Annotated in this window: 8 protein-coding genes, 1 tRNA gene and 1 pseudogene; 8 read left to right on the top strand and 2 right to left on the bottom strand. The window is 70.1% G+C overall.

The window, feature by feature from the left end; translation table 11 throughout:
• Window positions 1–128 precede the first annotated feature (128 nt).
• Complete coding sequence (locus tag x551_RS15480; protein WP_036234645.1) at window positions 129–746, bottom strand: sigma-70 family RNA polymerase sigma factor; 618 nt, start codon at window positions 744–746, stop codon at window positions 129–131.
• Between the two features lie 74 nt (window positions 747–820).
• Between x551_RS15480 and purU the strand changes: the two genes are divergently transcribed.
• The 4 genes and pseudogenes from purU to x551_RS15460 all read left to right on the top strand — a co-directional run bounded on the left by purU (window position 821) and on the right by x551_RS15460 (window position 3758).
• Window positions 821–1708, top strand: coding sequence for a formyltetrahydrofolate deformylase (gene purU, locus x551_RS15475; RefSeq protein ID WP_036234642.1), 888 nt, complete (start codon window positions 821–823; stop codon window positions 1706–1708).
• A gap of 19 nt (window positions 1709–1727) precedes the next feature.
• On the top strand, window positions 1728–2168 hold the full coding sequence (locus tag x551_RS15470; RefSeq protein ID WP_036234639.1) for a nuclear transport factor 2 family protein: 441 nt from the start codon (window positions 1728–1730) through the stop codon (window positions 2166–2168).
• A gap of 16 nt (window positions 2169–2184) precedes the next feature.
• Window positions 2185–3200, top strand: a pseudogene (locus tag x551_RS15465) (alpha/beta fold hydrolase).
• A gap of 21 nt (window positions 3201–3221) precedes the next feature.
• Entirely contained in the window at window positions 3222–3758 is a 537-nt protein-coding gene (locus x551_RS15460; RefSeq protein ID WP_036234633.1) for a DUF2946 family protein, read from the top strand.
• 66 nt (window positions 3759–3824) lie between these two features.
• Here the strand turns inward: x551_RS15460 and x551_RS15455 are convergent, their stop codons facing one another.
• The gene (locus x551_RS15455; RefSeq protein WP_036234631.1) at window positions 3825–4370 is read right to left on the bottom strand and encodes a c-type cytochrome; all 546 of its coding nucleotides are present in this window, start codon (window positions 4368–4370) and stop codon (window positions 3825–3827) included.
• Between the two features lie 139 nt (window positions 4371–4509).
• On the opposite strand from x551_RS15455, the gene x551_RS15450 reads away from it, so the two are divergent.
• The 4 genes from x551_RS15450 to x551_RS15435 all read left to right on the top strand — a co-directional run bounded on the left by x551_RS15450 (window position 4510) and on the right by x551_RS15435 (window position 8109).
• Window positions 4510–4585, top strand: a tRNA-Arg gene (locus tag x551_RS15450).
• A gap of 104 nt (window positions 4586–4689) precedes the next feature.
• Entirely contained in the window at window positions 4690–5337 is a 648-nt protein-coding gene (locus tag x551_RS15445) for a glutathione S-transferase (RefSeq protein ID WP_036234628.1), read from the top strand.
• A gap of 112 nt (window positions 5338–5449) precedes the next feature.
• Window positions 5450–5827 (top strand): DUF805 domain-containing protein, encoded by a 378-nt coding sequence (locus tag x551_RS15440; RefSeq protein ID WP_081771360.1) that lies wholly within the window; start codon window positions 5450–5452, stop codon window positions 5825–5827.
• Window positions 5824–8109, top strand: coding sequence for an FAD-binding protein (locus tag x551_RS15435; RefSeq protein WP_036234626.1), 2286 nt, complete (start codon window positions 5824–5826; stop codon window positions 8107–8109). Before x551_RS15440 ends, x551_RS15435 begins: the two co-directional genes overlap by 4 nt.
• Window positions 8110–8140: the final 31 nt, after the last annotated feature.

Below are 8140 nucleotides of genomic sequence, written 5' to 3'. Positions count from 1 at the left end.
GCGGCGAGTGCCGGGTGCGCGGGCAGGAGCGCCTCGAACGGCGACGCGCCGGGCCGCGCAGGGTGCCGAGCACGTACTCGGCCGCGAGGCGGTCCGCGAGGAGAGGGCGGCTGTAGTCCATGGTGCCCTCAGCCGGTGGTGGCCCGCTCGAGGCAGGTCTTCAGCGATTGCAGCGCACGCCGCACCCAGCTCTTCACGGTGCCCAGCGGCTGGCGGAGCTGATCGGCCACCTCGGCATGCGACAGGCCCTGGTAGAAGGCCAGTGCCAGGCTCTGCTGCTGCTCGCCGCTGAGCGCACCGATGCAGTCGCGCAGCGCGCGGGCGTCGGCAGCCTGCCCGAGCAGGTCGAGCGGGCCGGCATCGGGGGATGCCAGTTCTTCAAGCATGTCGTGTTCATCGTCCTCGCTGTCCGAGCCCATCGAGGTGCTGACCGTGTGCGGTTCGCTCTGGCGGCGGCGCAGGCTGTCGATGGCCCGGTTGCGGGCGATGCTGGTCAGCCAGGTGAGCGGCTGGCTGCGGCCGGCGTCGAACCCCTGCGCCGCGCGCCAGATGTTCACGTACACCTCCTGCAGCACGTCCTCGGCTTGGGCTCGGTCCTTCTGGATACGCAGCACGACGCCCAGCAGATGCGCGCTGGTCTGCTGGTAGAGCGTGGCAAATGCCGCGCGATCGCCCATCGCGACGCGCGCCAGTGCGGCTGCGATGGCGCGGCTGCGTTCAGACCAGTCCTCGGGGGCGGTGACCATGCTTGCGCGGATTCTAGAGACCGAGGCAGCGAGCGTCGTCGCCGTTCGGGCCCGCTCCTTACAATCGAAGCATCATGGAAACCACCGCCCGAGAGTTCGTCCTCACCCTGTCGTGCCGAGATGCCAAGGGCATCGTCTACGCCGTGTCGGGCCTGCTGTACCAGGCCGGCTGCAACATCCTCGACTCCCAGCAGTACGGCGACGTGCAGGGCGCCGACAGCACCGGGCTGTTCTTCATGCGTGTGCATTTCAGTGCGCCCGGGCACCTGGCCGACGAGGCCTCGCTCGACAAGCTGTTCGCGCACGTGCGCGGCGAGTTCGGCATGACGGCGCGCTTCCATGCGCTGGCCGTCAAGCCGCGGCTGCTGCTGCTGGTCAGCAAGCATGGCCATTGCCTGAACGACCTGCTGTTCCGCTGGAAGAGCGGCTCGCTGCCGGTGGAGATCCCGGCGGTGGTGTCCAACCACCCCGACTTCGCCGCGCTGTGCGACAGCTACGGCCTGCCCTTCCATCACCTGCCGCTGGCCACCGGCAGCAGCGCGGCGGTCAAGCGCGAGCAGGAGGCCCGGATCGAGGCGCTGGTCGAGCAGCACCGCATCGATCTGGTGGTGCTGGCGCGCTACATGCAGATCCTGTCGGCCGACTTCTGCCGTTTCCTCGATGGCCGGGCCATCAACATCCACCACAGCTTCCTGCCCAGCTTCAAGGGCGCGCGCCCCTACGACCAGGCGCATGCGCGCGGCGTCAAGCTGATCGGTGCGACCGCGCACTACGTGACCGCCGATCTCGACGAGGGCCCGATCATCGAGCAGGACGTGCAGCGCGTGGACCACTCGCTGGGCGCGGCGGACTTCACCGCCGTCGGCCGGGACGTCGAGTGCGTCGTGCTGGCGCGTGCGGTCAAGTGGCACACCGAGCACCGCGTGCTGCTCGACGGCCACAAGACCGTCGTCTTCAAGTGATGCGCTGAGGACCTGCCGCATGCCCGCCAAGCCGAAGGCGCCGCCCTCGTCGCCCGACGACGTCGAGGCGCAGTTCTACGAAGCGCTGCAACAGGCCGATCTCGAGAACCTGATGGCCGTCTGGTCGGACGACGACGAGGCCGCCTGCGTGCACCCCGGCGGCCCCCGCCTCGTCGGTGCCCCGGCGATCCGCGCCTCGTTCGAGGCGATCTTCGCCAACGGCGCGATCGACGTCCACCCCGAGAAGGTGCGCCGGCTCCACATCAACGGGACGGCGCTGCACCATGTGCTCGAACGGGTGCAGGTGCTCGGCGAGGACGGCGTGCAGAAGGCCTATGCGATCGTCACCAACGTCTACGTCCTCGGGCCGCAGGGCTGGCGCATGGTGCTGCACCACGCCAGCCCCGGCATGGCGCGCGAGCTGCAGGAGATCTCCGAAGCGCCGTCCACGCTGCACTGAGGTCCGCGCACCCCGCATGGCTGCAGCCACCGACCACCGCGTCCTGCCGCCGTTCGACTGGACGGCGCCCTGGTGGTTGCCGGGCGGCAATGCGCAGACCATCTGGCCGGCGCTGTTCGCGCGCCGCGTCCGCGGGCCGGCACCGCTTCTGCGGCGCGAGCGCTGGGACACCCCCGACGGCGACTTCATCGATGTCGACCACCGGGTCGACGAGGCGCAACATGCCGGGGCACCGTTGCTGGTGCTGTTCCACGGCCTCGAAGGCTCGTCGGCCAGCCACTACGCGCAGGCCTTCGCGGGCTGGGCGCAGGCCAACGGCTGGCCGTTCGCGCTGCCGCACTTTCGCGGCTGTTCCGGCGAGCTCAACCGGGCCCCGCGGGCCTATCACTCGGGCGACTTCGAGGAGATCGGCTGGATCCTCGCGCGGCTGCGCGCGCAGCAGGCGCGGCCCGTGGTGGCGGTGGGCGTCTCGCTCGGCGGCAACGCGCTGCTGCGCTGGGCGGAGGAGGCCGGCGACAGCGCCGCGGCCACGGCGGCGGCCGTGTGCGCGGTGTCGTCGCCGATCGACCTCGCTGCCGGCGGTCACGCGATCATCCGTGGCTTCAACCGGCAGGTCTACAACCGCATGTTCCTGCGCACGATGAACCGAAGGCGCTGGCCAAGCTGGCGCAGCATCCGGGCCTGTTCGACCGCGAGCGTCTGCTGGCCGCGCGCGACCTCCATGCCTTCGACGACGTGTTCACCGCGCCGTTGCACGGCTTTCGCAATGTCGATGACTACTGGGACCGGGGTTCGGCCAAGCCGCAGCTCGCGCGCATCCGCATCCCCGCGTTGGTGCTCAACGCGCGCAACGATCCCTTCGTGCCGGCCGCCTGCCTGCCGCTGCCGCACGAGGTGGGTCGCCACGTCACGCTGTGGCAGCCGGCGCAGGGCGGCCACGTCGGCTTCCCGCGCGGTGGCTTTCCCGGCGAAGTGCTGGGTCTGCCCGAGGCGGTGATGAACTGGGTCCGGCACGGCGCCGGGGTGGTCTGAGCCGGGCCGCACAATGCCGCGATGGATGACATCGTCCGTGCCGCGCTGAAGAAGTGGCCCCGGGTGCCGGCCTGCCACGGCTGGTTGGGGCTGGACGCGCGGGGCGACTGGTACATGCGCGACGACCGGGTCCAGGCGGCGGGGTCGTTCCCGCAGGTCAAGGGCAGCCGCCTGCTGCACCGCAAGCTGGTCGAGTTCATCGGCCGCAACTACGAGGCCGATGCCGAAGGCGCCTGGTTCTTCCAGAACGGTCCGCAGCGCGTCTACGTCGAGCTGGAGGCGGCCCCGCTGGTGCTGGGGGTGCAGCGCGTCGACGCCGACTACCGCGTGGAGACCCACACCGGGGCCGAAGTCCGGCAGGTGAGGAGCGCCTGGCTCGACGAATACGGCCGGCTCTTCCTCGACACCGAGCGGGGCTTCGGCCTGTTGCGCTCGCTCGACATGGATGCCGCGGCCGATGCGGTGACCGAGGGGCGTTGGACGCCCGCCGAACGGCCGTTCGCCGAACTGCCGCGCAGCTTCGGCTATGTGCTCAGCCCGCAGCGCGCCGGCCCGTAGCGCCGTCTGCCGGTGGGCGTGAAAAGCCGGTCGCATGGACCGGCTCGCAGAGGAGTCGCTCGCTGCTCAGGGCGCTGCGCTGGCCGCCGGTGCCGGCGGCTTGGGCTCGTCGAACTTGGCCCCGCCGGCGTTGGCCATGAAGACCACCGCACGGCCGATCTCGACGTCGCTGAAGTCACCGCCGCCCTGCGCGCCCATCGCGCCCTTGCCCTTCAGCGCCGAGGTCAGCAGGGCCTCGTAGCCGGCCGTGATGCGCGGGCCCCAGGCAGCGGCATCGGCGAACTTCGGTGCCCCGGCCACGCCAGCGGCGTGGCAGGCGGCGCACTGCGCCTTGTACACGTCCTCGCCGCCCTTGAGCGCGCTCACGTCCGACGCGTCCTTGACCTCGACCTTGCCGACCGGGGCAATGCGCTCGGCGGTGGCCTCGGCCTTCAGGCCATCGCTGCCGGCGGCCGGCTTCTGGGCCGAGCTCACGTAGCTGGCCAGCAGCACGATGATGGCGATCGGCACCACGAAGGCGAAGACCACCGCGATCACCAACTGCTTGGGCGTGCGGATCGGGCCTTCGTGATTGGGCTCGTGATCGTCGTCGTGGGAGGGCGCTGCGCTCATGGGGTCCTCGAGGAGTCTTGTGGGGCGGAGCGGCGTGGTGAAACGCAGCTCGCAAAACCCATGGAGTATACAAGGGCACCCCGTCGCGGGCCTCGCCGGATGCGGCCCGCAACAGGGGCGCTGATAGAATGAAGGCGTTGCGTCCGTAGCTCAATGGATAGAGTACTGCCCTCCGAAGGCAGGGGTTGCTGGTTCGATCCCAGCCGGGCGCGCCATCCAGCGTATCGGTCGCCGCCACAGCCGGCCGCGTCGCCGCCGCGACACCCTCCGTTCAGCCTCCGTGTGACGATGCCGGATCGAGCCGATCGAGGAGCGAGCTGTGCTGACCGTGCATCACCTGAACAACTCGCGCTCGCAGCGCATCGTGTGGCTGTGCGAGGAACTGGGCATCGACTACCGGCTGGTCAAGCACCAGCGGCATCCCGAAACGCAGCGCTCTCCCGAGTCGCTCAACCAGGTCCATCCGCTCGGCAAGGCGCCGACGATCGAGCATGCGGGTCAGTCCATCGTCGAATCGGAAGCGATCATCGAGTACCTCTGTCATGTCTGCGGCGGCGGTCGGCTGAGCCGGACGCCCGCGTCGGCGGAGTACGGTGCCTATCTGCAGTGGCTGGCCTACGCCGAGGGCACGCTGTTCCCGGGGCTGCTGGTCGATCTGGTCTACGCCTGGACCGGCGGCGGCAACGCCGCGTTGATGGGGTTCTTCGACGTCGAGATCGCAAAGAACCACCGCTACATCGAGACCGTGCTGGCGCAGCGCGAGCACCTGCTCGCCTCGGGCTTCTCCGCGGCCGACATCAACCTCGGCTGGGCGCTGGAGTTCAGCGAGTGCCGCGGCCGCCTGAAGGACTTCCCCGCACTGCGCGCCTACCTGGCGCGGCTGCGCGGCCGCGACGCCTACCGGCGCGCCATCGAGCGGGGCGGGCCCCAGGACCTGTCGGTGTTCTCGGCGGGCGCTGCGACCTGATCGCCGTTTCGGTCCCGAGATTGTGAAAGCCCCTGGGGGCAGGGTAGGCTTGCGTCCATGACGCCGGTCGAGCTGCTCCAGCAGCCGCGGCGCACGCCTGCGGGAGGGTGAGATGGGATGGGTGGGTGAGTTCTCGACGGCCGGCCGATTGAGCCGGTGGGCCTTCTGGTGGCGGCACCTGCTGCTGCTGCCGCTGGCGTTGTTCCTGTGCGTCTCGACCACGCAGCTGCTCGGCGAGCCGGTCGACGTGCTGCCGGCGCTGCTGACCACGGTGTTCCTGGTCTCGGTCTGGGGGCGACGGCTGCACGATCGCGGGCGCTCGGCGTGGTGGCTGCTGGTCGTCGCGCTGCCCGTGCTGGGCGCGCTGTGGCTGCTGCTCGAGTGTGGCCTGCGCGCGTCCGTGGGCCGCTCCCGCTACGGCGCACCCGCCGGCCTGCGGCCCGACTACGTGACCGTCGGCGCCGCGCCGCGGATGGAGCGCGCGCCATGAACACCGACCACCACATCGTCAACGACGTCACCCAGCTCAACCCGGTGCGGGTGATGGCCATCGTCGCGCCAAGCAGTGTCGAGGACGTGCAGGAGGCGCTGCGGCGCACCACCGGCCCGGTGTCGGTCGGTGGCGGACGCTTCAGCATGGGCGGCCAGACGGCGAGCCCGGGCAGCCTGCACTTCGACATGCGTTCGATGAACCGCATCGTCGCGTTCTCGCCCGAGAACAAGACCATCCTCGTGCAGGCCGGCGTGCGCTGGTGCGACATCCAGCGCTTCGTCGATCCGCACGGCCTGGCGGTGAAGATCATGCAGACCTACGCCAACTTCACGGTCGGCGGCGCGCTCGGCGTCAACTGCCACGGCCGCTACGTGGGCCTGGGGCCGCTGGTGCTGTCGGTGCGCAGCATCAAGCTCGTGCTGCACGATGGTCGGGCCGTGGTGGCCAGCCGCACGGCGCATCCGGAGCTGTTCTTCGGCGCCATCGGCGGCTACGGCGCGCTGGGCGTGGTGGTCGAGATCGAGCTGGATCTGGCCGACAACCGGCGCGTCAAGCGCATCGACAAGGTGATGCCGCTGTCGACCTACGGCGCCTACTTCAAGGACACCGTGCGCTGCAACCCGAAGGCGGTGTTCCACAACGCCGACCTCTACGGCCCGCACTACCGCAGCGTGCGCGCCGTGACCTGGGCCGAGACCGACGAGCCCGCCACCACGCCCGACCGCCTGCAGCCGCTGCGCTCCGCCTACCCGCTGCACCAGTACTTCCTGTGGGCCGTGTCGGAAACGCCGTTCGGCAAGGAGCGGCGCGAGAAGGTCGTCGATCCGCTGCTCTACCTGCGCAAGAAGGTGCACTGGCGCAACTACGAGGCCGGCTACGACGTGGCCGAGCTCGAGCCGCCGTCGCGCACCGAGCGCACCTATGTGCTGCAGGAGTACTTCATCCCGGTCGAGCGGCTGCTGGAGTTCGTGCCGAAGATGGCCGCGGTGCTGAACCGCCACCGCGTCAACGCCCTGAACATCTCGATCCGGCACGCGATGCCCGATCCCGACACCGCGCTCGGCTGGGCGCCGACCGAGACCTTCGCCTTCGTGCTGTACCACAAGCAGCGTACGCGCGAGAACGCCCGCAGCCGGGTCGGCGTGTGGACCCGCGAGCTGATCGACGCCGCGCTGTCGGTCGGCGGCACCTACTACCTGCCGTACCAGCCGCATGGCACGGTCGAGCAGTTCCACCGCGCCTATCCGAAGGCGGCGCACCTGTTCGCGCTGAAGTGGGAGGTCGACCCGAACTTCCGCTTCACCAACGTGCTCTGGGACAAGTACTACCGCGCCTGGCTCGACCGCGGCACGCCGCCCGCAGCGCCAGCGCCGGCCAGCGAGTTTCACCAGGTGTTCGGTGACGTCGAGCTGTCCGATGCGTTCTACCGTTTCCTGCAGAACGTGTTCCGCGTCGCACCGGAAGACCGCTTCCACCACCTGATCGGCGAGGCCTGCCGGCTGCACGCCGACGAAGAGACCGTCTACCGTCACATCCAGCGCGAGCTCAAGAGCATCAAGCCGGCCACGGCCGACCTGCGCTACGCGCTGCCCTCGCTGTTCAGGCAGAAGGCCGAGATGACGCGGCAGACGCTGCAGGTGCTGGGCGGACGCCGCAAGTTCGACGGCTATGCGGAGATCGGCTCCAAGGGCCGCTACTACCGCGGCCTGGCCTCTGCGCTGGAGCTGCGCGGTCCGCGCTACTTCATCGACGAGCAGCCGCAGACGTTCTCGCCGGTCGACATCATGGAGCGCGGGCAGATCGGCCGGCTCGGCGTGCACGTGCCGCTGTCCGATTACGCGCCGCTCGGGCCCGGCATCGCCGATGCGAGTCTCGACCTCGTGACCTGCTACGTGGGCCTGCACCACATGACGGCCGATCGGCTGGGGTATTTCCTGCAGTCGGTGCGGCGCGTGTTGCGCCCTGGCGGCGCCTTCATCGTGCGCGACCACGACGTGCGCAGCGACGAACTGCGCGTGCTGGTGTCGCTGGCGCACACCGTCTTCAACGCCGGCCTGGGCGAGAGCTGGGAGACCAACCGGGCCGAGCTGCGATTCTTCGAGTCGGCCAAGACCTGGGTCGACCGGCTCCAGGCGCAGGGCTTCGACGACACCGGGCACCGCGTGCTGCAGGACAACGACCCGACCGACAACACGCTGTTCTGCTTCGTGCGCCGCCTCGACCCGCAGACGCTGCGCGATCCTGCCGTGATGGTGCAGGCCCGCGGGGTGCGGCCTTGATGCGCCGCCGGTTCGCGGCCGCGGTGGCGGC

Origin of the sequence: Methylibium sp. T29 (assembly GCF_000576205.1) — a bacterium.
GTDB classification, from domain to species: Bacteria; Pseudomonadota; Gammaproteobacteria; order Burkholderiales; family Burkholderiaceae_C; genus Methylibium; species Methylibium petroleiphilum.
The sequence above is the reverse complement of the archived record's forward strand: the minus strand, read 5'-3'. Positions and strand labels throughout refer to the sequence as shown.

Coding starts and splice junctions, on each gene's coding strand:
- x551_RS15480 (WP_036234645.1), bottom strand. CDS start 746: ATGGTCACCGCCCCCGAGGACTGGTCTGAACGCAGCCGCGCCATCGCA.
- purU (WP_036234642.1), top strand. CDS start 821: ATGGAAACCACCGCCCGAGAGTTCGTCCTCACCCTGTCGTGCCGAGAT.
- x551_RS15470 (WP_036234639.1), top strand. CDS start 1,728: ATGCCCGCCAAGCCGAAGGCGCCGCCCTCGTCGCCCGACGACGTCGAG.
- x551_RS15460 (WP_036234633.1), top strand. CDS start 3,222: ATGGATGACATCGTCCGTGCCGCGCTGAAGAAGTGGCCCCGGGTGCCG.
- x551_RS15455 (WP_036234631.1), bottom strand. CDS start 4,370: ATGAGCGCAGCGCCCTCCCACGACGACGATCACGAGCCCAATCACGAA.
- x551_RS15440 (WP_081771360.1), top strand. CDS start 5,450: ATGGGATGGGTGGGTGAGTTCTCGACGGCCGGCCGATTGAGCCGGTGG.
- x551_RS15435 (WP_036234626.1), top strand. CDS start 5,824: ATGAACACCGACCACCACATCGTCAACGACGTCACCCAGCTCAACCCG.